Genomic DNA, 23,984 nt, shown 5'->3' with positions numbered 1-23,984 from the left:
GCGTGTCAATGGGCGCCGAGAACGCTCAATCTTTCCTCGATTAATCGCCTAGCATATCCAGAATTGTGGACTCCGCTTCTTCTAAGCGCCGCTCTGACTCTTCAAGATCCTGCTGCGACTTACCATCGCGCTCGACCTTGCCGTCGAAGATTGCGCAGGGATCATCGTTGACCACAGTGTCGTCGGGAACTATGCCACGACGCGCCATGTACTCATCCAGATGCATCGAGATGCTCATGTTGCCTCCCTGCTTCCACCTTACGATTCAAGATACGATTCGATCAGCGTCATTGTATCGACAGATTCGATTGCCCTACGCAGTGGAATGAGCGAACAAAGGTTTCCCAGAATGGCACTCACGCGCGCTGTGCGACTGCCCCGTCTTGCGTTCCCGCTAAAAGAGGCAGGACTGTCGCAGGTCTACAACTGGTCTGGCGGCCAGGGTTTTCCATCGGGGAAATACCGGTCAAATTTCCAGCCCAGACGGAAGGGGAGCACGAACTTTGGCGGGCAGTTGTTGGCCTCCCACATTGTCTTGGGTTTTGCCGCGTGTTCAGCCACCTTGCGGTCGGTGTACACCCCGTGACAGATGGGGTCCCAGAAATTGCTATCGGTGATTTCAAGAGTGGGGGTACCACTAAACACTCCGTAGAGGAGCTGGTCGCGGCTTTCAACCTCGACTTCGAAGTCTTCCCAGGTGCCAATCATGTCGCCGGGTTGTGCGCGCCACCAGTTGTCAATCGCGAGGGCGGTTTCTTCAGACTCGACGAACCCGCCGAGAGGTTCAGTGTTATCTGGGTAGCGGGGATAAACGACGCAGACAACAATTTTCATAGTCATGGTTCTACACCGTGCACGGGAGATTAGCGACCTTGGAATAGCTTCGGGCGGGAAATGGGCCAGATTTTGGGCACGCGGCCTAATGAGGGCGGAAAATCTGACGGGGTGGAGAACGAAGATACCCCGTGACCTGCATAGTCACGGGGTATTTATGTGTGCGCCTGGGGAGACTTGAACTCCCACGCCCTAAGGCACTGGAACCTAAATCCAGCGCGTCTGCCAATTCCGCCACAGGCGCCCGTCGCGAATCCGTGACAGTTACGTACAGTCCCCGTAAGCATGGACTACTGATAAGCCACCTACAGGCGCAACGAACTTTCACAGCTCATTTGGACTGTACACACTTTAACGGGTTTGCCGCAGATTTCCTAATGTCCTAGCTGAATTCCTAATGTCCCATCCCCTGCCTTATCCAGCGAGCGCGCTAGCTTGGCAGGTCACGGACTAGCTATGGTGGTTATGTGTCCACTTCACAGCATCCCAATACCACTGACAAGCCAGCGAAGATTCCCACTCGTACCCGCGTGGTGCAACTAATCTTCTTGGCTCTTGCAGTCGGCGCCACTCTTGTACTCGCCTACTGGCAGCTCAGCAGGTGGAACACAACCAGCTCATTCCAAAACCTGGGCTACGCACTGCAGTGGCCAGCTTTCGGCCTGTTCTTTATTTGGGCCTACCGCAAGTACATGGAGTACGAACGCGAACGCCTGAGCGGCAATAGCGAGGCCGCATTTGAGGCTAAAGACGATGTCATGACGGAAATTCCAGACGAATTCCTGCCGACCAACCCGGATGGCTCGCGAAAGGTGCAGCGTGTGGATGAGACACAATCGACGGATTCTGGCACCAACGCCTAGGCGATAACTGCTTATTCGAGAAAAGGACTTTTAGTGACCAACATCAATCCAGATCGTCAAGAGCGCGTAAGGAAGGCACTGACGTACTTCTCCGTCACCGCCTATTTCACGGGTGTGATGCTGCTCTTGCTGTGTGCCGAGATGATTTACAAGTACCTCATCCTCGACAACTCCGCCGACGCGCCGCGGTGGTTCTTCTACACCGCCCAGATTCACGGCTTCGGCTACATGGCATTCCTCATTGCCACCGTAAACCTGGGCACCAAAGCCCGCTGGGAACCAGCAAAGTGGATCATCACCGCGCTCGGTGGCGTGGTCCCGTTCCTCTCCTTCTTTGTCGAGAAGAAGCGCCGTGAGGAAGTCGAGACCGCTTTCCAGCTGAAGTAGCGGGCTCTCGGCAGCCCGAGGGCTCGCCCCAGGGCTACCCCTTAGCCTCAACCTCAGCCAGAATTTTCAGCGCCGGAGTCAAGGCACGCAGTGCACGCCCCCTGTGGCTAAAAGCGTCCTTGTCTTCGGCGCTCATTTGTGCCGCAGACAAGGCCCCCTCAGCTTCGTTGCCCTCCCCAACTGCGGGCGCGAACACCGGATCGTAGCCGAACCCATTGTCCCCAACAGGCTCGCGCAGAATGGCGCCAGGCCAGCGGCCCTCTACAACCAGCAGCAGATTACCGGCTTCATCGAGGACCGCTGGGAAACCGCCGTCGGCAAGCGCGGACGGCACCTCCTTGGCACCGGGGACGACCAACGCGCAGGCGGTACGGAAGGACGCCGTACGACGCTCATCTGGGCAGTCCCCCATCTGGGCGAGCAGCAGCTCGTAGTTAGCGACATCGTCGCCGTGAGTGCCCGACCAGCGCGCCGAGAGCACACCCGGCATGCCGTTTAGCTCATCGACGCTGAGCCCCGAATCGTCTGCCAAACACGCGTAGCCGGTGTGTTTCGCACCATCGAAAGCCTTGATGTAGGCGTTGTCCGCAAAAGTGCGACCGGTTTCGGGGCGCTCTGGGTACTCCGGGACGTCGCTAAGCGAAAGAAGTTCCACCGAATCAATACCCGCCGCACGCAGGATGCGGTCGAGCTCGACTAGTTTTTTAGAATTTCGGGTAGCGACGAGGAGCTTCACGGCAGCTCACCCGGGTACGGCGCACGCAGAACTTCCTGCTGCAGGGCAACGAGCTCACGCAGGCCCTTTTCCGCCGAGTCGAGCATGTCATTCAGCTGATCGCGGTCGAAGGTGCCTTCCTCGCCAGTGCCCTGGATTTCGACGAACTTGCCCTCTGCGGTCATCACCACGTTGAGGTCGACCTCAGCGCGGGAGTCCTCCTCGTAAGGCAGATCTAGACAGACACGGCCGTCAATAATGCCAACCGAAACAGCTGCGACTGGTGCCTTCAGCGGGGTGCCCGGAACAGCGCCCACTGCATGCAGGTAGGTCAGGGCATCAGCCAGCGCGACGTACGCACCGGTGATGGAAGCGGTTCGAGTACCACCATCCGCCTGCAGAACATCACAGTCGATGTTGATGGTGTTCTCACCGAGTTCCTTCAAGTCGATAGCAGCTCGCAAGGAGCGACCGATCAGACGGGAAATCTCGTGAGTGCGACCCTTGACCTTGCCGCGCATTGACTCGCGGGGCATGCGCTCGTGGGTAGAGGCCGGCAGCATGGAGTACTCAGCGGTCAACCAGCCCTCGCCGGAGTCACGCTTGAATCGTGGCACCGACTGTTCGACGGAAGCGGTGCACATTACACGCGTATTACCGAAAGTAACCAGCACAGAACCGGCCGGATTGTCGGTGAAGCCACGAGTGATGGTCACCTTGCGCATTTCATCAACCGCGCGTCCATCGGCACGGCGAAAATCGGAATTAGCTGTAGTCATGCCAACTACCCTACCGCCCGGCGCGAAAGCGGTGCGACAGCTGTACGGAAACCCGATAGTCGCTGAGACTAGCCGCCTAGCTCCATGCCCAGGTAGGCCAATTCAACGTCACCGACAAAGGTACTCTTCGCAGCACGTAGTGCTTCTTCACCGTCGGCGTATGGCGGAATGTGAGTCAGCACCAACTTCTTAACCCCCGCCAGCGTCGCTGCCTTTCCGGCCTCGTAGCCCGTCAGGTGCATATCCGGTGGGGTGCCCTCTTCGTTGCTGCACCATGTGGCTTCACAAATGAAGATATCCGCATCCCGCGCCAGCTCCACCAGTTCATCGGTCCACGCAGTATCTCCGGTGTACGCAATGGTCAGACCATCTGCTTCAATGCGATATCCAACAGCTGGCACCGGGTGGACCATGTTATACGGCGTGACGACGGCGCCTCCGTCCGCTTCGCCCCCACCGACTAACAGTGGCTCACCTGGGTTACTCACAACCTGGTCAAAAGTGTCTTCCAGGTTGGCATCTTCTTCACTTCCCAGTGCTTTGCACATGGTGCCTATCCGGTCGTGAATGTCTCCGGGGCCAACCAGGAGATTCCGGGAACTCGCCGGGGCTGTCGGGTGGAAGCGACGCCAGACGAGCAGCCCTGGAATGTCTGCAGTGTGGTCTGGGTGCACATGAGTTAGTAACAAATCACAAGCTGCAGGATCAGAGATCTTCTGCAATTCGGCGAGGACACCGGGACCCAAATCAATGACAAAGGTTCGACCGTTATCCAGCTCAATGAGGTAGCCAGATGCTGGCGCCGATGGGCCACCCATGCTGCCTGTACATCCCAGAACCTTCAATCGCATACTTCAAGCTTGCCATGTAATTGATCAAAAACGAGCAAAAAACCAATGGAGTGTCTGGATTTAATAAGAAAGGTCACATTTGGGAATGCATAGTGACCTGGCTAATACCCGGCCCAAGGAAGCGCTTTGCCAGGGATGCAAAAACTTGCGGATCTCCAGTGGATTCGAATGTGCGCACAGGGTTCGGATTACTCTCCGGGTCAGCGAGCATGTCGGTCTTTGTGAGGATGCGCAGAACATCCTTCGACGTCTCCTCCGCCGACGACACTAGGGCGACGTCCTCCCCCATAGCCAGCTGAATCACACCAGACAGCAGCGGATAATGGGTGCAGCCCAGAACGAGGGTGTCTACACCATCGGCCTGCAATGGCGCGAGGTAGCCCTCCGCAAGTCCCAGAATCTGGCGACCAGAGGTGATTCCTCGCTCGACAAAGTCCACGAATCGCGGGCAGTCGACCGCAGAGACATCCACGCCAGGCACTGCATCAAAGAGATCTTGGTAGGCACGGGAGCGAATCGTGGCGGCGGTACCGATTACGCCGACTTTTCCATTCCTGGTAGTCGAGACCGCACGGCGCACAGCGGGCAGAATGACCTCGACTACTGGGACTGGGTAGCGCTCGCGGGCATCACGCAAAAATGCGGCCGAAGCCGTGTTGCAGGCAATGACAATCATCTTGCAGCCGCGTGCAACCAGTTCATCGGCAATCGCTTCCGCGTGCTGACGAACCTCGGCGATGCGCAACGGGCCGTAAGGGCCGTTGGCAGTATCGCCGATGTACATAATCGACTCGTGCGGCAGCTGATCCATGATGGCACGTGCCACTGTCAGCCCACCGACGCCGGAGTCAAAGATGCCAATCGGCGCTGTTCGGTCGGGGAAGCCGCTATCCTGCGCTCTCAGCTGATTGACTGCCTGAGTTTCTGCTCCTGCTCCCACCGCTATCTGGACTCCTCATATCGTTGGTCAAACACCGAAGCTCCTATTCTAGGCCGATTTCGTCAGGAGCTGATGCCACGTACCTCGGGCTCTTAGCGACGTGCACTCTTAGCCACGTGCACGACCGCGCTTAAACATCACCGCAGCCCAGATGCCCGCAAGCCCACCGAAGAGGTGCATCTGCCAACTAACAGCCATCTGTGTTGGCAGCACTCCCCAGATAAGACCCGAATACATCGATGCCAGAATCACGCCCAAAATAATCTGCATCACCCGACGATTCACGAAACCGCGTACGACCAAAAACGCCAGCCAGCCGTAAATCAGGCCGGACGCACCGATGTGGACGGTATTTACACCGCCGACCAGCCAGGTCAGACCGCCACCAACGACCGTAATCAAGAGTGTGACCTGCCAAAATAGCCGCTTCGACGACATTGCAATCAAACCGGCGAACAACGCCCCGGGCAGAGAGTTCGCCACAATGTGCCCGTAATCTGCGTGCAGCAGCGGTGCGGTCAAAATTCCCCACAGCGTCGAGGTTTCGCGTGGGCGCACACCGAAGTTGTTCAGCGCCCCACCAAAGATGAATTCGTTGACAAGAAAGACCGTCCAGATAAGTGCCAGGTACCCAATAGCCGTACTGATGGCCGCCCCGAGCCCGCCGTCGCGATCCTGTGGAACAATCTGATTATTCCGCCGCGTCTGCACGGGACCGCCCATCGGGTACTGCGCATAGTTCTGGTAATTCTGCTGTTGTCCCGAGCTCCATTGCGGATTCATTGGCGAACTTCCTTCACTACTTGTCCAGCATCTCTGACAGCGCGGCTACTTCCGCGCGTCCCGTTGCACTCATCACGGCATCGACAATAGCCATCTGCACCGCATCGGCCGCCATCGCAGCCAACAGGGCCACCACATCCGAGCCCACGGGTTCAGCGTTTCCGCTATCCGCCGCCTCGGCCGAGCTGAGGGCAAACAGCGTGTCACCGTCCATCGGCGCATGAGCCGGCCGAATCGCTCGCGCCAACCCGTCATGACCGCACATCGCCAACCGCTTCAACTGCGCAGTTGTCACCGGCGCATTGGTTATCAACGTGCCAATCGTTGTGTTTCGCGTGTTTGCCGACGACTCCCCGTCGCCAGCCGCATCGGCGAGAATTTTGGTTCTACCGACGAAAACCTGGTCCAGCCGGGCCAATGCCTCCTTGCTGGCACCGGCAGCCGCGGGCATTCCGTAAAGGTGTCCCTCCGGGTCAATGACCGCACCAAAGGAGTTCACCACCATTGCGGCAGCCACAAAGTACTTACCATCGGCGGAGGTCACACGGGCTTGTCCAAAACCACCCTTGATTGCCCCGGCCATAGCACCGACACCGGCACCTACTGTCCCGGAGGGAGTGTCCTCCGGGACGTCGTCAAGCGCGTGCGACAACGCCTCGCGCCCTAGTTCAGCGGTGGGCAGCGTCGGCTCCCCCAACAGCAAGTCGAAGATGACAGCACCGGGAACGATGGGCACGAGGATATCCGGACGAGTTGGGGTGACCTCAAAGCCAATGCCGCGGTCGCGCAGTTCGCGCATAACTCCGTCGGCAGCTGCGAGGCCGTACGCGGAGCCGCCAGCCAAAACGACAGCGTGGGCGCGTTCGACGGTATTCTCCGGTGCGAGCAGGTCGGTCTCGCGGGTGCCCGGACCGCCGCCGCGGACATCGACAGCGCCGACAGCACCGCCTGGAGCGGCGATGACGGTGACTCCGGTATCCCCCTCAGAAGCATGGCCGATAGAGATGCCGTCGATGGAGTCGAGACAGCCTGCGCCGATGTCGATGCTCGCGCCCAGCGCAGCACTGCTGGCTTGGTGTCGAATGTCGGTGGGGCTGATTGCGAAGATCTCAGAATTCATTGTCGACCACGGCACCTTTCACCACAGTTCATGGCAGCTAACCTCAGTTGATTACTGCATCTTTTCGGGGTTTTGCTCGGATTCGCTACTCACCCATGAGCTGGTCCAACAGTGACTCTTGGTTGTAGGACAGCCACTGGTACATCGCGTCGGTCTGCTCAATCTGTTCGATGGAGCCATTGAGGTTCTCCATGGAAACATGCAGGTAAATACGTAGGTCATTGATACCCGCCACCCAGGCATGGGCATCACTTTCGGAAATGGATACCTGCCCCGACTCGGCGGGCTCCAGGGCGTCGATAATCGCACGCAGGGAATGGAGCTTGCTCTCTACAATCTCCGATTCATGCAGCTGGCGCATGAGGGCGTTTTCCCCCTCCACGCTCTCCTCACCCGGCTTGGTGAAGTCCGGCAACAGGCGCGCAAGCTTCGGATCGGATGGGGCCTCGGAGTGTCCGACAGGCATTCCCGTCATTTCCGCGAGCTCATCCTTCGGTGCCGACCGGGCTCGCTCCATCAGCGAGTCCGCCACAGTAGCAGCCAGATTCAGCAGCAAATCCCGCTCCGTGCCTTCAAAAGCCGTGACGTACTTGACGCCACCGCCGAGAAGGGATCGCTTGCGCTTCCAAGGACGCATGTAAATTCTCTCCCGCTGTCGAATATCGGCTTAGTCAGCCTGCTCCATTGTTGCCCACAAGCCTGCCTTGTGGAGCTTCTTCACATCGGCCTCCACCTTGTCACGCTCACCGGAAGACACGATTGCCTTGCCCTCCGTGTGAACCGTCATCATCAGCGCGTGCGCCTTCTTTCGGTCCATGCCGAAGAGCATCTGAAACACGTAGGTGACATAACTCATCGAATTAACCTGGTCATCCCACACAATGCACTGCCAGGGTCGGTTCGATTCCGTCACGACATCGGCATCCATAGTGGGCATCGGTGTTGCTGCTGGCATGCTCATAGGCACCAGGATAGTACGGAGTGGCGCGCGCTCGCCGGAACCGACTGCCCCGGCCCGCTTCAGCCGACTAGACTGTTGACCGTGATTGATAAGCATTCCTCCACCGCCCTTCTCACCGATAAGTACGAGCTGACGATGCTGCAGGCATCGCTTGCCGACGGATCCGGCGAGCGCCAGGTCGCCTTCGAGGTGTTTGGCCGTCGCCTGCCGAATGAGCGTCGCTATGGCGTTGTCGCTGGTACAGCGCGTGTGTTGGATGCTATCCGCAACTTCCGCTTCACCGAGGAACAGCTGGCTTCGCTGGACTTCCTCGATGACAGGACGCTGGATTACCTGCGTAACTATTCCTTCAGTGGCCAAGTCGACGGCTACCGCGAGGGAGAGCTCTACTTCCCCGCCTCGCCCATTTTGACGGTGCGAGGCACTTTCGCCGAGTGCGTCATTTTGGAGACTGTTATTCTCTCCATTCTCAATGCGGACTCCGCCATCGCCTCGGCAGCAACCCGAATGGTCACGGCTGCCGGTGGGCGCCCGATTATTGAAATGGGTTCGCGTCGCACTCATGAAGAAGCAGCTGTGACTGCTGCCCGCGCCGCTTACCTGGCAGGTTTTAGCGCCACCTCCAACTTGGAGGCAGCGGCACGGTACAACATCCCAGCCTCCGGTACCGCTGCGCACGCGTGGACTCTGTTGCACACCAACCCAGATGGCACGACGAACGAGGCTGCGGCCTTCAAGGCTCAGATTGACACACTGGGAACCGACACCACTTTGTTGGTGGATACCTACGACATCACCGAGGGCGTCAATACGGCTATTGAGGTCGCGGGTCCGGAACTCGGCGGTGTACGTATTGACTCCGGCGACCTCGGAGTTCTCGCTCGCCAGGTGCGTCAGCAGCTCGACTCGCTGGGGGCGCACAACACCAACATCGTAGTGTCCTCTGACCTCGACGAGTTCGCCATTGCGGCGCTGAGGGCAGAGCCGGTCGATGTCTACGGCGTGGGCACCTCTGTAGTCACTGGCTCCGGCGCACCGACTGCGGGCCTGGTCTACAAGATGGTCGAAGTTGATGGGGTGCCCGTCGCCAAGCGCTCGTTGGACAAGCGAAGCCACGGTGGCGTGAAGGCGGCTATTCGTACCTGCCGTCGTTCCGGTACCGCCGTGGAGGAAATCGCTTTCCCGCTCGGCTCAGAAATCCCGGATGTGGGCAACCTGCACTACCGCGATCTGACCATTCCGATGATGCGCGATGGCGAGGTCGTCGATGGTCTACCGACCTTGGAGGAGTCCCGCGATCACTTGGTTAAAGCGCTGGTCAGCCTCCCGTGGGAGGGACTTGCACTTTCCCGTGACGAGCCGGTACTGTCCGTCCGTTTTCACGGCGTTTAGGCGGCGGGGGAACTGTGTCGGACAGTATCGGGCACGCAGATTTTGCTGAGCTATCGGACGACTTTGAGGACTTTGACGATGTTGACGAGCTAGCTTCACCGAGAGCCAGCGTCCATAACGCGGATAGCATCGAAGCTCTTCTCGATGCGGCAGTGAAGGGACTCGGCGGAACGACTCGACCGAATCAGGTCAAAATGTCCCGGTCGGTGGCCTCCGCCTTTGCGCGCGAGCGGCACCTAGCGGTACAGGCAGGCACCGGTACGGGTAAGTCGCTGGCCTACCTGGTGCCTGCCATTGTGCAAGCAATGGAGTCCGACGAGTCTGTAATCGTTTCCACGGCGACCATTGCGCTGCAACGCCAGCTGGTCGAACGCGACTTGCCGCGGCTAGTCAGTTCGCTAGAGCCACACTTGTCCCGCACGCCAACCTTCGCAATCCTCAAGGGCCGCTCGAACTACCTGTGCAAGTCCAAGGTCGGAAATGTCATCAAAGATCCCGTCATGGACGGTGATGAATCCGAGCAGGCCAGCTCAGGTGACGCCGTTGGCCCCACTGCCCTCCTCAGCGAAGCGCAGCTCAGCCGAACCGCTGCCGAGGTCATGCGGCTACGCGAGTGGGCCAATGACACCGACACCGGCGACCGCGACAGCCTGGACAAGGGCGTTTCCAACGAAGCCTGGCGGCAGGTCTCCGTCACGGCTCGCGAATGCGTCGGTGCCATTTCCTGCCCTTTCGGCGAGGAGTGTTTCGCCGAACAAGCCCGCCGCGAGGCCTCCAACGTTGACATCGTTGTCACCAATCACGCACTGTTGGCCATCGATGCGCTCTCCGACGCCATGATTTTGCCGCAGCACGACTGCGTTGTCATTGACGAGGCTCACGAGCTCGACGGTCGAATCACCTCTGTTGCCACCGACGAGCTCTCCCCTGCCGGTATCACCATGATGGCCCGGCGCGCCCGCAAATTCGGAGCCGCAGAGCAGGTGGATGATGTCACCGATGCCACGGATCTACTCGGCGAGACCGTCGCATTGCTTGCCGACGCCTACAGCGGCGCACTCGAAGAAATTCCCGGTGAGCTTGGAGCGGCGCTAGCTTCGCTCCGCGATAGCCTGTGGCAACTACAGACCACGCTAGGCACCTCTAGTTCAGGCAGCTCTGGCGGGTCGGGCTCCGGTGGTTCGAGTTCTGACTCTGACAACACTGAGCGCCAGACCGTCCGCGCTGCCGTGGAGAATATGCACGACACAGTCGTGCGAATTCTAGAGTTCAGTAGCGACGATGTCGTATGGCTTGGCGAGAACAAGACAGTTTATGTCGCTCCCCTGTCCATCGCAGCACTGCTTCGCGAACGCCTCTTCGGCGAATCCACCGTCGTTTTGACCTCAGCAACACTTGCTCTTGGCGGCAAGTTCGATGCCATGGCCGCCGCTTGGGGGCTTCCCTCCGGTGGGTGGGATGGCTTGGACGTCGGCACGCCCTTTGACCCGCAGAAATCTGGCATCCTCTACGTCGCACGCGACCTGCCACGACCTGGACGCGACGGCGCCACACCGGAGCAGTTCGCGATCATGGAGCGCCTCATCCGCGCCGCTGGTGGGCGAACGCTCGGGCTGTTTTCTTCTCGCCGAGGCGCCGAGGCAGCGGCGGAGGAAATGCGCAAGCGCCTGCCTTACGACGTGCTGTGCCAAGGCGATGACTCTATCGGTGCTCTGGTTGATCGCTTCGCAGCTAATCCGCAGACATGCTTGTTTGGCACGCTGACGCTGTGGCAAGGCGTCGATGTTCCTGGCCCATCGCTATCGTGTGTCATCATCGATCGCATCCCGTTCCCCCGCCCCGACGACCCGCTTTTGTCCGCGCGCTCCGATGCGGCTAATGCCGCTGGCCGAAACGGTTTTATGGAGGTCTCAGCGACACATGCAGCGCTGCTGATGGCGCAGGGTTCTGGTCGTCTGCTACGCCAAGTCGATGACCGCGGGGTTGTTGCGGTACTGGATTCACGGTTGGCTACTGCACGCTATGGTTCCTGGATTGCCGCGTCGATGCCTGACTTCTGGCGGACGACCAACCTGGATATTGCGGCTGGAGCGTTGCAGCGGCTGACCCAAAGCTGATTCAGAGGGGGCTGTCTGGGCTCACGAGGTGACGCTGGATTAGGCATAGTTTCTGGAAAAAATCCCACGCTTTTCTATCCAATACATTATTGTGATGTGAAACACAGCACTGCTACAGTGCCCGAGCTAATGAAGCAGGACACTTGGCAGCCGTGCACGAGATTAGAAAGGCGATTTCCTGCATGCCCCTTTCCAGCAACCTCCCCGACATCGACATCCCGGAGACCTCACTCTTTGAGTTCCTCTTCGGAGAAATTGAGCCACGTCACCAGGACAAGCTTGCAATCGTTGACTCAGGCTCCGAGGTCACCTTCGGTGATCTGAAGGCCAGCATTGAGAAGTTTGCGGGTGCGCTGGCAGCACGTGGGATTAAGAAGGGCGACGTTGTGGCTCTCCACTGCCCCAACTCGACAACCTTCGCGGTCGCTCTTCACGGTGTCCTACGCGCGGGGGCTGTCTGCACGACGGTCGCATCGCTGGCAACTGCGGAGGACATTGAAAACCAACTCCGGATGTCTGACGCGAAGATGATGCTAACGACCTCCTCAATCGGTTGGGCTGGCGCCCACGGCGCTGAGGCTGCTGGTCTGCCGGAAGAGATGATTATCGGCCTGACGGGTCTCCACGGCATGGGCGAGCTGCTTGCCGAGGGGCACGGCGCCCCGGACGTCGACGTATCACCCGATGACGTTGCCGTGATTCCGTTTTCCTCGGGAACCACCGGTGTACCGAAGGGCGTCCAGCTCACTCACCGCAACTTGGTGGCCAACGTCGCTCAGGCGGGTGGAGCTACAGTCAACGCGCTGACCGAGGACACCCCGGCTGTCACTATCCTGCCGTTTTTCCACATCTACGGCCTGACTGCGCTGCTGAATCTGTGCCTGTGGCGCCGCACGACGCAGTACACCATGGGCAAGTTCGACCTCGTCGATTTCCTGTCCATCATCGCCGAGCACAAGGTGAAGTTCGCGTTCATCGCACCACCTGTAGCTGTGGGCCTGGCCAAGCACCCAGCTGTCGATTCCTTTGACTTGTCCAGCCTGGAGACAATCTTCTCGGGTGCCGCTTCTCTCCAACTTGACCTCGCGGAACAGGTGGAAAAGCGCCTTGACTGCGTGGTCGCACAGGGCTTCGGCATGACCGAGTCCTCGCCAGCAGCCCACATCCGCATCGGCCACGATAGTCCGCTGGACTCGATCGGTCGCGCAGTCCCCAACACTCAGTACAAGATTGTCAACCTCGACTCCGACAGCTTTGAGGAAATCCCGGTTCCCGCCGAGGGGCGCTCGGAGGCAGGTGAGCTATGGATTCATGGTCCACAGGTGATGAAGGGCTACCTCAACAACCCGAAGGCGACGGCAGAGACGCTTGTCGACGGTTGGCTGCGTACCGGCGACGTTGCGGAACTCGACGAACACGGGAATGTGTACATCGTCGACCGCTTCAAGGAACTGATTAAGTACAAGGGCTACCAGGTTCCGCCGGCCGAGCTCGAGTCCGTGCTGCTCAGCCACCCGGATATTGCCGATGCCGCCTGCAGTGGTGTCGTTCGCTCCGACGGCGAGGAGATTCCTAAAGCTTACGTCGTCATCAAGGCGGGCGAGCAGGTGACTGAAGACGAGATTATGGACTACGTCGCCGACCGCGTCGCACCGTACAAGAAGGTGCGAGCAGTCGAGTTCATGGATGAAATCCCGAAGTCGGCGACGGGCAAGATTCTGCGCAAGGAGCTCAAGGCCATGGAGGCAGCACGCGCTCAGTCGTGAGTTACTGCCCCAGGGGTCACCGCCACGGTGACTGAACCGGGAGCAATCTCGGTAAACCCGGCATCCTGAACCTCAACCGCGCGGAGCTCTGGCGCTGGCCACTGCTCCCGCGGTACTTCTTTCACATCTAACGCATAACCACTTTGCGCCCACGCCCAAGCGTCCTCGACCGACAGACTGGCCGCATAGAGCATTGAGCCGTGTCCAACTTGCGCGGCCACCTTTCCTACGGACATATTCAGGTTTTTGTCCACCCAAATCACTGGCGGAGCAAAGGTGTCAGCGCTCTCATGGTCGCCCGGGGCGCCGGGAGATGTGTTCTCCGGGTCGTCGTAAGGCAAATCGGTGCCGGAAATTTGTAGTTTGGCAATCTCCGGGTAGGTTTCGTCGACAGGCGTTGGCACTAGTGCGCGAGCTTGCGCGCCGTCGACGTCCACGGTGACACCCGGTGCAAGCTGAGCGCGTTGCCAGCCGATATTGCGAGCGCGACGTGTGAGCTTGCGGATGCGCGCACCGTACCAAGACGCCAGACCTTGTTGATAGGCAGAAGTGTCATCGCCTGCGCGTTCGTCCAGGCAACAAGCAACCACAGCCATCGCGGCAGCGCGGAGCAGCGCAGTGCGCGAGGGGCGTTCCTTCTTCGGAACCTCAAGCACAATAGCCATTGCCCACGGCACATCCTCGCCGTGGTCTTCCCTATCAGGTTGCGGCAGGAGGTTATGGGCGATACGGAACCACTCCGGTACCGATGATGCGTCCGTGACAGCTGGATTCTTGTGATCCTCGCGTTGCACTACTGCTCCAACGGCACGCGGCGGAAGGTGCCATCTTCGCGGTCGGCATCGTCGATTTCATCGCGGGAAATGCCCAGCATGAACAGAATCGAGTCCATGAATGGAACGTTGACGGACGTGTCAGCGATTTCCTTTAGCGCCGGCTTGGCATTGAAAGCAATACCAAGGCCTGCGACCGACAACATATCGATGTCATTGGCCCCATCGCCGACCGCAACGGTCTGATGCATCTGAAGCCCCGACTCTGCGGCGAACGTCTTGAGGCTGCGGGCCTTCTCCTGCCTATCGACGACATCGCCGACCACGCGTCCAGTCAGCTTTCCGTCCTCGACCTCGAGGGTATTCGCCTTGTAAAAGTCCAGACCGAGATCCTTTGCCAGCGGCTCCAAGATCTGGATAAAGCCACCGGAGACAGCACCACACTTGTAACCGAGGCGCTTCAGCGTGCGGATCGTGGTGCGGGCGCCTGGAGTCAGCTCGATGGAGTTAGTGACTTCCTCTAGGACGCTGACCGGCAGGCCAGCCAGAGCCTTAACTCGCTCATGCAGTGACTCGGCGAAGTCCAGCTCACCGCGCATAGCGCGCTCTGTAACCGCTGCAACCTCCGCCTCGCGACCAGCATGGGCGGCCAGCATCTCAATGACCTCACCGGTAATCAAGGTCGAGTCCACATCGAAACAAATCAAGCGCTTGGAGCGGCGTTGCAAACCAGCGCGTTCAATTGCGATGTCAATGTCCTGGTCCTGTGCAAGCTCGGCCAGTGCCTTACGCAGCGGAATGCCCGCACCCGGCTTCGGGTCCGGAATAGAGACCAGCAATTCCAGGCCAGTGACTGGGTAGTCAGCAATACCGCGAATGGAATCGATGTTTGCACCGTAATCAGCAAGAGTGCGGCCGATACGGGAAATATCCTCAGCGTTGACCGGATTGCCCAACACGACAAGTGCGTGGGTGGAGCCATCGCTGCGCTCAATCGGCGCATCCAGCTGGAAACTGACAGTCATGCCGTGAGGCTTCAGTGTTTCAATGAGTCCCTCACGGAGAACACCGACCTTTTCTTCTGTGACACCAACAAGCGCACCGAGGCTCAGATTAGAGCGGAACACCGACTGTTCCACATCCAAAATTTGAACTCCGTGGGCCGCGAGCACGCGGAAGAAAGCTGCGGAGACACCCGGGCGGTCTCGGCCAACAGCGGTAATAAGCACCGGAGCTAGTCCCGGTGCCAACGAAACCGATAGAGCATCGGTATCTACAGACTGACTGGGAGAGGTAATTACCTGTTCATTCACCAATCCAGTATCGCATGAAGCCCCGGCAGAGCGCTCATCGCATAGTGGGATTCCGCACTTCAGTGGGTGGCCAGCGACAGGCGCTAGCCATCGCCTTGCTCTCTTGCCCTTCTGGCGCTCCCTGCGCCCCCCCTGCTCTTACTGCGCTCTCTTACTGCCTCTTCCCTAGGAAAGACTCTCAAAGACAAGACTAAGGCCCCATCACGGAGAACCGTGATGGGGCCTTAGCTTCGCGTAGTTATTAACTCAGAGTTGCATCAGCCATGTAGCCACTAGCTCTTAGAGCTGACGACCAACGTGGGCCTCTGCGCGCTGACGCTCAACCATGTGCGGGTAGTGCAGCTCGAACGCCGGGCGCTCCGAGCGGATGCGCGGCATCGAGGTGAAGTTGTGGCGCGGCGGCGGGCAAGAAGTAGCCCACTCGAGGGAGTTACCGTAACCCCACGGGTCATCAACAGTGACGACCTCACCGTAGCGCCAGGACTTGAAGACGTTCCAGACAAACGGGATAACAGACAGACCCAGGATGAACGCACCAACGGTGGAGATCATGTTCAGGGTGGTGAAACCGTCAGTCTCGAGGTAGTCGGCGTAACGACGCGGCATACCCTCGTTACCCAGCCAGTGCTGGACCAGGAAGGTCAGGTTGAAGCCGATGAAGGTCAGCCAGAAGTGAACCTTTGCCAGCTTCTCGTCGAGCATACGACCAGTCATCTTCGGGAACCAGAAGTAAACGCCCGAGTAGGAAGCGAAGACCAGGGTACCGAACAGGGTGTAGTGGAAGTGCGCCACGACGAAGTAAGTATCAGAGACGTGGAAGTCCAGCGGTGGGGAAGCCAGCATAATACCGGTCAAACCACCGAACAGGAAGGTCACGATGAAGCCGAGAGCGAAAGTCATCGGAGCCTCGAAGGTCATGTGGCCACGCCACATGGTGCCCATCCAGTTGATGAACTTAACACCGGTCGGGACCGAAATCAGGAAGGTCATGAACGAGAAGAACGGAAGCAGAACGCCACCGGTCACGAACATGTGGTGTGCCCACACAGCCATGGACAGACCTGCAATAGACAGGGTTGCGAAGACCATACCTGCGTAGCCGAACAGCGGCTTACGGGAAAAGACCGGAACGACCTCGGTGATGATGCCCACGAACGGCAACAGCAGGACGTAGACCTCTGGGTGACCGAAGAACCAGAACAGGTGCTGCCACAGCATTGCGCCACCGTTTGCCGGGTCGTAAATGTGACCGCCCAGCTTACGGTCGTACAAAACACCAAGAGCAGCTGCAGTCAGAATCGGGAAGATCAGCAGAGCCAGGATCGAGGTAACCAGGATGTTCCAGGTGAAGATTGGCATACGGAACATGGTCATGCCTGGTGCACGGAGGCACAGGACAGTGGTGGTCATGTTAATGGCGGAAGCGATGGTACCGACACCACCAACACCGACACCGACAATCCACAGGTCAGAACCGACACCCGGAGAGTGAATCGGGTCAGACAGCGGGGAGTACATGGTCCAACCGAAGTCAGCAGCACCACCCGGGGTCAGGAAGCCCGACAGCATCAGAATGCCACCAATGGTGGTCAGCCAGAAGCCGAAAGCGTTCAGACGCGGGAAAGCCACGTCCGGAGCACCAATCTGAAGTGGCAGAATGTAGTTAGCAAAACCCCAAACAATCGGGGTACCGAACAGAAGCAGCATCACCGTGCCGTGCATGGTGAACATCTGGTTGAACTGCTCGTTAGAAAGGAACTGAAGTCCTGGGGCGAAGAGCTCAGCACGGATAAGCAGAGCCATCAGACCGCCGACAAAGAAGAACGAGAAGGACATAATGATGTACATGATGCCCAGCTTCTTGTGGTCGGTCGTGGTCAGCATTTCCCACGCCCAGCTGCCCTTACGCTCATGTCCGAACGGCTGCGGCCGTTCCGGCGCTACAACGCCATGATCTGGACGAGGCGCTACTGCAGTCATTCTTCCTCCTTACTACGCGAAGATTTCCTGTAACTCACTACAGGGATTTTAAGTTTTGTCCTTGTGAGAATAGTGCAGGCGAGTACGCGACGGCGAACCCACCTACCGCTATGTGCCAGATTCTAGTCTGAACCTTGGAAAAAGTTAAGGCTAAGGGATTTTCCGGCTCACTTCCCCACTCAGCTAAGCACACTATTAGTTTCCTGAGAATTGTCTTAACCTGGGCTAACGCCTATTTAGCAGGAACCGTCGAGGCTAGGACTACTACCCCCGTGTGTGTGCTGTCACCAGAGTGAGGCTCGATGCGGAATGTTCCCTACACCTGTGCTTTTAGAAGTCCCAGTCCTCATCCTCGGTTACTTCAGCCTTACCCATGACGTAGGAAGAGCCGGAACCCGAGAAGAAGTCGTGGTTTTCGTCAGCATTCGGCGACAGGGCCGACAGGATCGACGGCGAAACGCGAGTCTCGTCGGCCGGGAACATACCCTCATAGCCCAAGTTGTTCAGAGCCTTGTTGCCGTTGTAACGCAAGAAACGCTTGACATCCTCGGTCCAACCGAGTTCGTCGTACATCTCTTCGGTGTACTGAATCTCGTTGTCGTAGAGATCAAACATGAGGTCGAAGGTGTAATCCTTCAGCTCGTCACGTTCGGCCTGGGTCAGACGCTCCAGGTTGCGCTGGTACTTGTAACCGATGTAGTAACCGTGAACTGCCTCATCACGAATGATTAGGCGAATAATGTCCGCGGTGTTGGTCAGCTTGGCGTGGCTGGACCAGTACATCGGCAGGTAGAAGCCCGAGTAGAACAGGAAGGACTCCAGCAAAGTGGAAGCAACCTTCTTCTTCTGCGGATTATCGCCCTCGTAGTAGTCGAGGATAATCTTGGCCTTCTTCTGCAGGTACTCATTCTCCTCGCCCCAACGGAACGCATCCTGAATCTCAGGAGTCGACGCCAGCGTCTGGAAAATCGACGAGTAGCTCTTTGCGTGCACCGATTCCATGAAGGCGATATTGGTGTACACAGCTTCCTCGTGCGGAGTCAGCGCATCTGGAATGAGTGATACTGCACCTACCGTGCCCTGGATGGTGTCCAGCATGGTCAGACCAGTGAACACGCGCATCGTGGTGCGCTGCTCCAGTGCGTTGAGCGTATTCCAGCTCTTGATGTCATTCGACAGCGGCACCTTTTCCGGCAACCAGAAGTTACCGGTCAGACGATCCCAAACCTCGAGATCCTTATCATCAGGAATCGTGTTCCAGTCAATAGCCGCAACTGGGCATGCACGCGACTCTGGATTCTTCTCACGGTGGGCCGGAGTCGAGGGTGGGCAATCATCGAAACTCACGTGGAAACCTCTCCCTTTTTCATTGATATTGCCGTTTTTCGAACACACCTTATATATAAGGAACGTCCTTCACTCTTTACGAGTTCAAACAGCGACTGCAGCGGTGGCTATTCCAGCCTTGTCCCACTACAAAACGTCAGGCTCCCGATGAAAGGAGCCACTACCCTTAGCAGCTTACCCACACCCGCATTATTAAGCACGCGGCCTAGAAGAAATCGCCCCACTTGCCGAGTCTTGTTCCCGGTGCCCCTCCCCTAACCCCACGTCACACAAAGAACAAGGTGCTTGACGACGCAATGTCCGTCGTCAAGCACCAAGCGCAAGATGTTGCGCGAACCTAGGCGTGAACCTTCTCTCGGTTTTCCGCCGTGTCGTTGATGATGCGGTCGGAGATGACGTACACCAGCAAACCTACGACAGCCATGAGCGCGAGCAACCAAGCGATGGTAGCGGAGACCCCTTCTGCTTCAGACTGCGCGATGGAGAGGGTGCTGAAGAAGGCCGGTCGAGAATCAACAAGCATGGCCGTTAACGCGATGCCAACCGGTACGGCAATGTTGATCGTCAGATTGTAGAAACCGATTGCAACACCGGACTTGGCGGCAGGAATGTTCTGCAGTGCGGTCGCGACCAACGGCGCATACATGAGCGCGAACCCTGATGGGAACAGAATCATGGAGACGATAACCGTGGCAACACCGGCCCCCGGCAGCACTGCGGGGATGAGCAACGCCACGATGATGATGCTGATAGCCGCGACAATGGCCTGCTTCGAGGGCAGGAACTTGGCAACCTTGCCAGACATTACACCGACGATGACAGCGCAGAGGTAGCCCGGCGCGAGGATATAGGCAGCACCGTCGAGGTTGATGCCATAGAGCTCGTCGACCATATACGGCAACAGAATGGCCGAATACCCCAACTGGACCATGTAAACCACGAGCACAACAATCAGCGCGCAAACGTAGCGAGCATTGGTAAAGAACGACGGGCTGACCACGGCGTTGTCATGTGTCCGGATGTGCCAGACAAAGAGCGCGACGCCCAGCGCAGCGGCAACCAGCCACCACCATTGGAACTGCTGCATGAACAGCATCACCGCAGTGGCGATGACCGCGATGAGGAACAGGCCAAAGATATCCAGGTGACTCTTCTGCTGCTGCTCCTCCGGAACTGTCTTGATCAGGAACGGAATGGCAACTATCAGAATGAGCGAAATCAGGAACATAGCCGGCCAGGAAATGTAGGTAGCCACGATTCCCGAGGTCAACGTTCCAATCAGCAGCGCGGCTTGGAAGGCCGCGGTGGAAAAGCCGAGGTAGGTTTTCTGATCTTCTGGGCTTAGGTACTTGGTGACATAGATGACGTAGAGTGTCTCAGCCGCCGCCAGGCCGGCAGTTTGAATAATGCGGGCAGTAAGCACGATTGGCCATACTCCCTGGAAGAAATAACCCAGTAGAGAGCCCACGGCGACGAAGCCGATACCGACAATCATCAATTTGCGGATACTGATGCTGTCCGCCAATGCGGCGTACACCACCGCTCCAATGCCAATCAAGATACCGGCGAGTGTCGCCTGCAGACTGGCCGTGGAGACACTGAGGTCCAGAGATTCCGCAATCGGCTTGGTCATGAACTTAAAGCCATTGTCCAAGACCAAACAGAATACAAAGGAAAACAGCAAGACCGGGACTGCGGCCTTAGGGTTTGGCGCGGCAGCCTTGGACGCTGCGCTTTCACGGGGATTCACGTTCAAGCTGGTATTGCTGGCGGGATTGCTCATCGCACTGTACCTATTTCACACTTCAAGCCAATTGATTGCGGACCAGGACACTAGAGTCGAGCCAGCGGCAATGCCAGCTCCATCATCGTCGTGAAGGCCTTCTCACGTTCTTCCGGAGTGGTCTTTCCACCGGTGACGATGTTGTCCGACACAGTGAAGATTCCCATGGCCTCCACACCGGCCTCGGCGGCGGTGGCATAAAGGCCAGCAGATTCCATCTCCACCGCCAGCACACCCATGCGTGCCCAACGGTCGTTCACATCATCCTGGAAGTTGTAGAAAATATCGCTGGACAAGATGTTGCCGACGTGTGTAGTGATGCCCTGCTCGCGGGCACGATCGCGAACATCTTCAATCAGACGGAAAGATGCGGACGGGGCGAACGTTCCCGGCAAGTTGTACTGCGATAGAAAATTGGAGTCCGTCGATGCCGTCTGGCCGATAACCACGTCATACAGGTCCAGCTCCGGCTGCAACGCGCCGCAGGAACCGACGCGAATCAGCTTCTTGCAGCCGAAAACATGGATAAGTTCCCAGGAGTACAGCGAGATAGACGGAATGCCCATACCGGATCCCATGACGGACACTTCCTGCCCCTGGTAGGTGCCGGTAAAGCCCAACATGTTGCGAACTTTGTTGAACTGAACGACATCGTCCAAATAGGTCTCCGCAATGAACTTGGCACGCAGCGGGTCACCTGGCAACAAAATGGTTTCTGCAATCGGCGCACCCTTTGGGTTGATGTGTGGAGTGCTCTTACCAGTGGTATCGGACATGGCTTCCAGCCCCTTCCCCCACTAGCCGTGGGTGAAAATTATGCGAACATTGGTGTACCACTGCCCAGGTTAATTACCTGGATTACAACCGTCAATAGTGATATTTACATTTGTTCCCAATTGGGTGGAGTGACGAAAAAGGCGCGAGAATCTCCCGGCAAAACTCGGGGAAATTCTCGCGCCTTCAATGCGCTACAACTGAAGCACTAGATGCCTAGCCCTCAAGCACGCTTGCTTAAAGCATGCAGGATACGCAACCCTCGACCTCAGTACCCTCCAGCGCAACCTGACGCAGGCGGATGTAGTACAGAGTCTTAATACCCTTGCGCCATGCGTAAATCTGCGCACGGTTGAGGTCACGAGTGCTCACCGTGTCCTTGAAGAACAAGGTCAGCGACAGTCCCTGGTCAACATACTTGGTAGCGACCGCGTAAGTGTCAATGATCTTCTCGTAGCCGATTTCGTAGGCGTCCTGGAAGTACTCACGGTTGTCATTGTCCAAGTGCGGAGCCGGATAGTATACGCGACCGATCTTGCCCTCCTTGCGAATCTCAATCTGAGATGCAATCGGGTGAATCGACGAGGTCGAGTTGTTGATGTAGGAAATCGAACCGGTCGGCGGCACTGCCTGCAGGTTACGGTTGAACAGGCCGTACTCCATGACGTCGGCCTTCAGTTGCGCCCAGTCCTCAGCGTCCGGAATGTGCGCGGTGGAGTTCTCGAAGATCTCCTTGACGTGCTGAGTCTTCGGCTGGAACTCTGCCGGATCGAAGTTATCGAAGTACTTGCCGCTGGCGTAGTCAGAGTTCTCAAAGTTGACGAACTTCTGACCGCGCTCGCGAGCAATCTTGTTGGATGCGCGCAGGACTGCGTAGAGCACTGCTGCGAAGTAGGCGTTGGTGAAGTCCAGGCCCTCTTCCGAGCCGTACATAATCTTCTCGCGGCCAAGGTAGCCGTGCAGGTTCATCTGCCCCAGGCCGATGGCGTGAGATCCGTCGTTGCCCTTGCGAATCGATGGCACCGAGTCAATAGAAGTCTGCTCACTGACCGCAGTCAGGCCACGGATGGCAGTCTCGACAGTGCGACCAAAGTCCGGCGAGTCCATGGTCATCGCAATATTCAGCGAACCGAGGTTACAGGAAATGTCCTCACCCACGTGCTCGTAGGACAGGTCCGCATTGTAGGTCGACGGGGTGTTGACCTGCAGAATCTCCGAGCAGAGGTTCGACATGTTAATGCGGCCCTCAATCGGGTTCGCGCGGTTAACCGTGTCCTCGAACATGATGTACGGGTAGCCGGACTCAAACTGAATCTCAGCGATGGTCTGGAAGAACTGACGCGCGTTGATCTTCTGCTTACGAATACGCGGGTCCTCGACCATATCCGCGTAATTCTCGGTGATGCTAATGTCCGCGAACGGCTTACCGTAGACACGCTCGACATCGTACGGGCTGAAGAGGTACATGTCGTCGTTACGCTTGGCCAGCTCGAACGTGATGTCCGGAATGACAACGCCGAGCGACAGCGACTTGATGCGAATCTTCTCGTCCGCGTTCTCACGCTTGGTATCCAGGAAGCGCATGATGTCCGGGTGGTGCGCGTGCAGGTAGACAGCGCCTGCTCCCTGGCGAGCACCCAGCTGGTTAGCGTAGGAGAAGGAGTCCTCCAGCAGCTTCATAACCGGGATGACACCGGAAGACTGATTCTCGATGTGCTTAATCGGAGCGCCCTGTTCACGCAGGTTGCTCAGCAGCAGCGCCACACCACCGCCGCGCTTGGACAGCTGCAGCGAGGAGTTGATGGCGCGGCCAATGGACTCCATGTTGTCCTCGATACGCAGCAGGAAGCAGCTCACCGGCTCGCCGCGCTGGGCCTTACCGGAGTTGAGGAATGTAGGAGTAGCAGGCTGGAAGCGTCCGGCGATGATCTCATCAACCAGGTGCTGCGCGAGCCCCAAGTCGCCGTCGGCAAGCGTAAGAGCAACCATGCACACACGGTCTTCGTAGCGCTCCAAGTAACGCTTGCCGTCGAAAGTCTTCAGCGTGTACGAGGTGTAGTACTTGTAAGCACCCAGGAAAGTCTGAAAACGGAACTTGTGGGCGTAGGCCTGCTTGAACAGCGCCTTGACGTCCTCAAATTCGTACTTCTCCAGAACCTCAGCCTCGTAGTAATGGTTCTCTACCAGGTAATCGAGCTTCTCCCGCAAGTTATGGAAGAACACAGTGTTCTGATTGACATGCTGCAAGAAGAACTGTCGCGCAGCCATGCGGTCCTTATCGAACTGAATCTTGCCGTCTTCACCGTACAGATTCAGCAGCGCATTGAGCGCGTGGTAATCCAGCTTGTCCTCGCCCACCGGCTCCGCGACCTGCTTGCCCATTTCCGACACGTTGACTCCTTTAATATTCATTTGCCTGCGCAGGGTCTGTTCAATCACTGCCCAGAGCAATCCAATCTAGCTATTTTCCTCGCGCACCGCTTTACGACGGCTTCCGCGAGCGCAC

At 57.9% G+C, this 23,984-nt stretch carries 22 protein-coding genes and 1 tRNA gene; 5 read left to right on the top strand and 18 right to left on the bottom strand.

All coding sequences use genetic code 11. The annotated features are described in order from the left end of the window. Positions 1-40 precede the first annotated feature (40 nt). The 3 genes from ADB08_RS10145 to ADB08_RS10135 all read right to left on the bottom strand — a co-directional run bounded on the left by ADB08_RS10145 (position 41) and on the right by ADB08_RS10135 (position 1,078). Complete coding sequence (locus tag ADB08_RS10145) at positions 41-238, bottom strand: hypothetical protein (protein WP_016422270.1); 198 nt, start codon at positions 236-238, stop codon at positions 41-43. A gap of 182 nt (positions 239-420) precedes the next feature. Beyond that, complete coding sequence (locus tag ADB08_RS10140; protein ID WP_224783804.1) at positions 421-834, bottom strand: hypothetical protein; 414 nt, start codon at positions 832-834, stop codon at positions 421-423. Between the two features lie 162 nt (positions 835-996). Then, a tRNA-Leu gene (locus tag ADB08_RS10135) sits at positions 997-1,078 on the bottom strand. A 223-nt stretch (positions 1,079-1,301) separates the two neighbouring features. On the opposite strand from ADB08_RS10135, the gene ADB08_RS10130 reads away from it, so the two are divergent. Together ADB08_RS10130 and ADB08_RS10125 are read left to right on the top strand one after the other, a co-directional pair. Further along, positions 1,302-1,697: a hypothetical protein gene (locus tag ADB08_RS10130; RefSeq protein WP_049172873.1), complete on the top strand. Its 396-nt coding sequence runs from the start codon at positions 1,302-1,304 to the stop codon at positions 1,695-1,697. Between the two features lie 33 nt (positions 1,698-1,730). Then, positions 1,731-2,084 carry a DUF3817 domain-containing protein gene (locus tag ADB08_RS10125; RefSeq protein ID WP_005511118.1) on the top strand — a complete coding sequence of 118 codons (354 nt, stop codon included), beginning with the start codon at positions 1,731-1,733 and terminating at the stop codon, positions 2,082-2,084. A 34-nt stretch (positions 2,085-2,118) separates the two neighbouring features. On the opposite strand, the gene ADB08_RS10120 is transcribed toward ADB08_RS10125, so the two are convergent. From ADB08_RS10120 to clpS, 8 genes are all read right to left on the bottom strand, one after another. Continuing rightward, positions 2,119-2,820 (bottom strand): non-canonical purine NTP pyrophosphatase, encoded by a 702-nt coding sequence (locus ADB08_RS10120; RefSeq protein ID WP_049172870.1) that lies wholly within the window; start codon positions 2,818-2,820, stop codon positions 2,119-2,121. Then, positions 2,817-3,578: a ribonuclease PH gene (rph, locus tag ADB08_RS10115; protein WP_016422266.1), complete on the bottom strand. Its 762-nt coding sequence runs from the start codon at positions 3,576-3,578 to the stop codon at positions 2,817-2,819. The genes ADB08_RS10120 and rph overlap by 4 nt, the downstream gene beginning before the upstream one ends. 68 nt (positions 3,579-3,646) lie before the next feature. Beyond that, the gene (locus ADB08_RS10110) at positions 3,647-4,429 is read right to left on the bottom strand and encodes an MBL fold metallo-hydrolase (protein WP_049172869.1); all 783 of its coding nucleotides are present in this window, start codon (positions 4,427-4,429) and stop codon (positions 3,647-3,649) included. Positions 4,430-4,502: 73 nt separating this feature from the next. After that, positions 4,503-5,369 (bottom strand): glutamate racemase, encoded by an 867-nt coding sequence (murI, locus tag ADB08_RS10105; RefSeq protein ID WP_370545756.1) that lies wholly within the window; start codon positions 5,367-5,369, stop codon positions 4,503-4,505. Between the two features lie 108 nt (positions 5,370-5,477). Then, on the bottom strand, positions 5,478-6,152 hold the full coding sequence (locus ADB08_RS10100; protein ID WP_016422263.1) for a rhomboid family intramembrane serine protease: 675 nt from the start codon (positions 6,150-6,152) through the stop codon (positions 5,478-5,480). A 16-nt stretch (positions 6,153-6,168) separates the two neighbouring features. Beyond that, positions 6,169-7,272, bottom strand: coding sequence for a P1 family peptidase (locus ADB08_RS10095; RefSeq protein WP_049172868.1), 1,104 nt, complete (start codon positions 7,270-7,272; stop codon positions 6,169-6,171). 85 nt (positions 7,273-7,357) lie between these two features. Beyond that, entirely contained in the window at positions 7,358-7,909 is a 552-nt protein-coding gene (locus ADB08_RS10090) for a DUF2017 domain-containing protein (protein ID WP_005511188.1), read from the bottom strand. 30 nt (positions 7,910-7,939) lie between these two features. Further along, positions 7,940-8,233, bottom strand: a complete 294-nt coding sequence (gene clpS, locus ADB08_RS10085) for an ATP-dependent Clp protease adapter ClpS (protein ID WP_005511165.1) — start codon at positions 8,231-8,233, stop codon at positions 7,940-7,942. Between the two features lie 81 nt (positions 8,234-8,314). Between clpS and ADB08_RS10080 the strand changes: the two genes are divergently transcribed. The 3 genes from ADB08_RS10080 (at position 8,315) to ADB08_RS10070 (ending at position 13,508) form a co-directional block, all read left to right on the top strand. Continuing rightward, positions 8,315-9,625, top strand: coding sequence for a nicotinate phosphoribosyltransferase (locus ADB08_RS10080; protein ID WP_016422259.1), 1,311 nt, complete (start codon positions 8,315-8,317; stop codon positions 9,623-9,625). A 128-nt stretch (positions 9,626-9,753) separates the two neighbouring features. Next, a complete protein-coding gene (locus ADB08_RS10075; protein ID WP_172954634.1) occupies positions 9,754-11,742 on the top strand; it encodes an ATP-dependent DNA helicase in 1,989 nt (662 codons plus the stop codon). A 182-nt stretch (positions 11,743-11,924) separates the two neighbouring features. Next, entirely contained in the window at positions 11,925-13,508 is a 1,584-nt protein-coding gene (locus ADB08_RS10070) for an AMP-binding protein (RefSeq protein WP_049172864.1), read from the top strand. Here ADB08_RS10070 and ADB08_RS10065 read toward each other — a convergent pair. From ADB08_RS10065 to nrdE, 7 genes are all read right to left on the bottom strand, one after another. Then, complete coding sequence (locus ADB08_RS10065; protein WP_016422256.1) at positions 13,499-14,302, bottom strand: aminoacyl-tRNA hydrolase; 804 nt, start codon at positions 14,300-14,302, stop codon at positions 13,499-13,501. The two genes, ADB08_RS10070 and ADB08_RS10065, sit on opposite strands and share 10 nt — an antisense overlap. Further along, positions 14,302-15,594, bottom strand: coding sequence for a phosphoserine phosphatase SerB (gene serB / locus ADB08_RS10060; protein ID WP_049172863.1), 1,293 nt, complete (start codon positions 15,592-15,594; stop codon positions 14,302-14,304). The genes ADB08_RS10065 and serB overlap by 1 nt, the downstream gene beginning before the upstream one ends. A 279-nt stretch (positions 15,595-15,873) precedes the next feature. Beyond that, the gene (gene ctaD / locus ADB08_RS10055) at positions 15,874-17,574 is read right to left on the bottom strand and encodes a cytochrome c oxidase subunit I (RefSeq protein ID WP_005511131.1); all 1,701 of its coding nucleotides are present in this window, start codon (positions 17,572-17,574) and stop codon (positions 15,874-15,876) included. 330 nt (positions 17,575-17,904) lie between these two features. Further along, the gene (gene nrdF, locus ADB08_RS10050; RefSeq protein WP_016422253.1) at positions 17,905-18,921 is read right to left on the bottom strand and encodes a class 1b ribonucleoside-diphosphate reductase subunit beta; all 1,017 of its coding nucleotides are present in this window, start codon (positions 18,919-18,921) and stop codon (positions 17,905-17,907) included. A gap of 337 nt (positions 18,922-19,258) precedes the next feature. Further along, a complete protein-coding gene (locus ADB08_RS10045) occupies positions 19,259-20,704 on the bottom strand; it encodes an MFS transporter (RefSeq protein WP_016422252.1) in 1,446 nt (481 codons plus the stop codon). Positions 20,705-20,754: 50 nt separating this feature from the next. Next, positions 20,755-21,480 (bottom strand): purine-nucleoside phosphorylase, encoded by a 726-nt coding sequence (gene deoD, locus ADB08_RS10040; RefSeq protein WP_016422251.1) that lies wholly within the window; start codon positions 21,478-21,480, stop codon positions 20,755-20,757. A gap of 235 nt (positions 21,481-21,715) precedes the next feature. Then, on the bottom strand, positions 21,716-23,860 hold the full coding sequence (gene nrdE, locus ADB08_RS10035) for a class 1b ribonucleoside-diphosphate reductase subunit alpha (protein ID WP_172620253.1): 2,145 nt from the start codon (positions 23,858-23,860) through the stop codon (positions 21,716-21,718). Between the last annotated feature and the right edge of the window lie 124 nt (positions 23,861-23,984).

Origin of the sequence: Corynebacterium sp. 239_CJEI (assembly GCF_001055995.1) — a bacterium.
Taxonomy (GTDB): domain Bacteria; phylum Actinomycetota; class Actinomycetes; order Mycobacteriales; family Mycobacteriaceae; genus Corynebacterium; species Corynebacterium jeikeium_D.
Note: the sequence above shows the minus strand (reverse complement) of the source record. Positions and strands in the feature narration are given on the sequence as shown.

Coding starts and splice junctions, on each gene's coding strand:
- ADB08_RS10100 (WP_016422263.1), bottom strand. CDS start 6,152: ATGAATCCGCAATGGAGCTCGGGACAACAGCAGAATTACCAGAACTAT.
- ADB08_RS10110 (WP_049172869.1), bottom strand. CDS start 4,429: ATGCGATTGAAGGTTCTGGGATGTACAGGCAGCATGGGTGGCCCATCG.
- ADB08_RS10045 (WP_016422252.1), bottom strand. CDS start 20,704: ATGAGCAATCCCGCCAGCAATACCAGCTTGAACGTGAATCCCCGTGAA.
- ctaD (WP_005511131.1), bottom strand. CDS start 17,574: ATGACTGCAGTAGCGCCTCGTCCAGATCATGGCGTTGTAGCGCCGGAA.
- rph (WP_016422266.1), bottom strand. CDS start 3,578: ATGACTACAGCTAATTCCGATTTTCGCCGTGCCGATGGACGCGCGGTT.
- ADB08_RS10070 (WP_049172864.1), top strand. CDS start 11,925: ATGCCCCTTTCCAGCAACCTCCCCGACATCGACATCCCGGAGACCTCA.
- nrdE (WP_172620253.1), bottom strand. CDS start 23,860: ATGGGCAAGCAGGTCGCGGAGCCGGTGGGCGAGGACAAGCTGGATTAC.
- clpS (WP_005511165.1), bottom strand. CDS start 8,233: ATGAGCATGCCAGCAGCAACACCGATGCCCACTATGGATGCCGATGTC.
- ADB08_RS10090 (WP_005511188.1), bottom strand. CDS start 7,909: ATGCGTCCTTGGAAGCGCAAGCGATCCCTTCTCGGCGGTGGCGTCAAG.
- ADB08_RS10095 (WP_049172868.1), bottom strand. CDS start 7,272: ATGAATTCTGAGATCTTCGCAATCAGCCCCACCGACATTCGACACCAA.
- deoD (WP_016422251.1), bottom strand. CDS start 21,480: ATGTCCGATACCACTGGTAAGAGCACTCCACACATCAACCCAAAGGGT.
- ADB08_RS10145 (WP_016422270.1), bottom strand. CDS start 238: ATGAGCATCTCGATGCATCTGGATGAGTACATGGCGCGTCGTGGCATA.
- ADB08_RS10140 (WP_224783804.1), bottom strand. CDS start 834: ATGAAAATTGTTGTCTGCGTCGTTTATCCCCGCTACCCAGATAACACT.